The organism is Streptomyces niveiscabiei, assembly GCF_001419795.1.
In the GTDB taxonomy this organism is placed as follows: domain Bacteria; phylum Actinomycetota; class Actinomycetes; order Streptomycetales; family Streptomycetaceae; genus Streptomyces; species Streptomyces niveiscabiei.
Map to the genome: position 1 here is coordinate 1 of NZ_LIRL01000392.1, position 1,444 is coordinate 1,444.

Genomic DNA, 1,444 nt, shown 5'->3' on the forward strand with positions numbered 1-1,444 from the left:
CGGTGAGGTCGTCCAGGGCGAGGCCCGTCAGGGCGGGGGTGCCGGGAGGCTGGCAGCGGCGGGTCAGGGCCACGGCTCGGGTGCGGGCGGCTCGGGCCGCGCGGGGGTCGCGGTGGGCGTGACCCGCGCGGGTGCGGGCCTCGGCGGCGTACAGGAGGAAGCCCCGCTCCTCCAGCTCACCGGCCACCTCGTCCAGCGCGGTCGCGTCGCCCTGCGCCAGCGCCCGCGCGTAGTGCGNNGCCCTCCTCGGCCCGCGCCAGCTCCGTACGGCAGTCGGCGTCGGCGGGGCTGTGGCGCAGCCCCTCGCGGGCCCAGGAGGCTGCCTGCCGCAGGTCGCCGCGCAGTCGGGCGAACCGTGCGCGCACGCACGCGTGGACCGGCGGCACCGGTTCCCCCTCCGCGACGAGCCACTCCCCCACGGGCGCGCGCGTGTCCCGGACGTCCGCCGCGCCGATCCGCCGGACCAGTTCGGCGGACTCCTCGGCCAGCGCCACCTCGTACGGCTCCCGCTCGCGGGCCAGCCGCAGCGCCCGCAGCCGGCCCGCTGCGGCGCGCAGGACGGGGCCGTGCAGGGGGTCGGCGAGGCGTACGGCCGGGTGACCGCCGGACTCAGCCGCAGGGCTTACGGCCGTGTCGTCGCCCCTCACCGCGAGGCCCCGGGCCGCGTCGCCGCCGCCCCCCAGGCCCAGCTCCTTGTCGTCGCCGACCTCGATCAAGCCCTCGGCCTCCAGCCGCTCCAGGACGGCCAGGTCGAGCTTCTCCGCCCGTACCGGCAGTGGTTCCGCGAACGCCAGGCGGTCCAGGGTCTCCCGCTCGGCGTCCGTGCGCGCGAGGACGCCGGACGCCCGTTCGCGGACGGCCGGGGTGAGGGGGAGGGGGCCCCGCCAGGCGTACGTGTCGTCGCCGGACGGGACCAGGAGTTCCTGTTCGCGTACGGCGTCCACCAGGTCCCGCAGGAGCCTGAGGTCGCCTCGCGCGAGGCGGTCGAGGCGGTCGACGGTGAGCGCGTCGAGGGGGACGCCCGCGCCGGATGTCAGGAGCTGGACCGTCGCGTCGTACGGGAGGGGGCCGAGGACGAGCCTCGGGAGGAGTTCGTCGGCCCACAGGCGGGTGATCGGAGTGGGGGCGGGGGCGCCGTCCTGCGTGACGACCAGGAGGCGGGTGCGGCCCTGCACGGCGAGCTGGTGGACGAGGGCGGCGGAGGCGTCGTCCAGGAGGTGCGCGTCGTCGACGAGCAACAGGCGTACGGGTGCGAGGAGTTCGACCGCGCGGTGCAGGGTGACGTCTTCGGGGAGGAGGTGGGCGAAGGCGGCGAAGGGGAGGTGGCGGGTCTCGGGGGGGCCGGACACGCGCGCGTAGGGGTGGTTCTTGGCGGCGGGGTTGTGCACGCGCGGGCGGGCGCTTCCTGTGGGGCCGCCCCGGAGCGCGTCGCCACCCCCCGGGC

The 1,444-nt window shown here is 77.8% G+C and carries 1 pseudogene; it reads right to left on the bottom strand.

The features are described 5' to 3' along the window. Positions 1-237: pseudogene (locus AOK24_RS19435) on the bottom strand (hypothetical protein); the annotation flags it as partial. Positions 238-1,444: the final 1,207 nt, after the last annotated feature.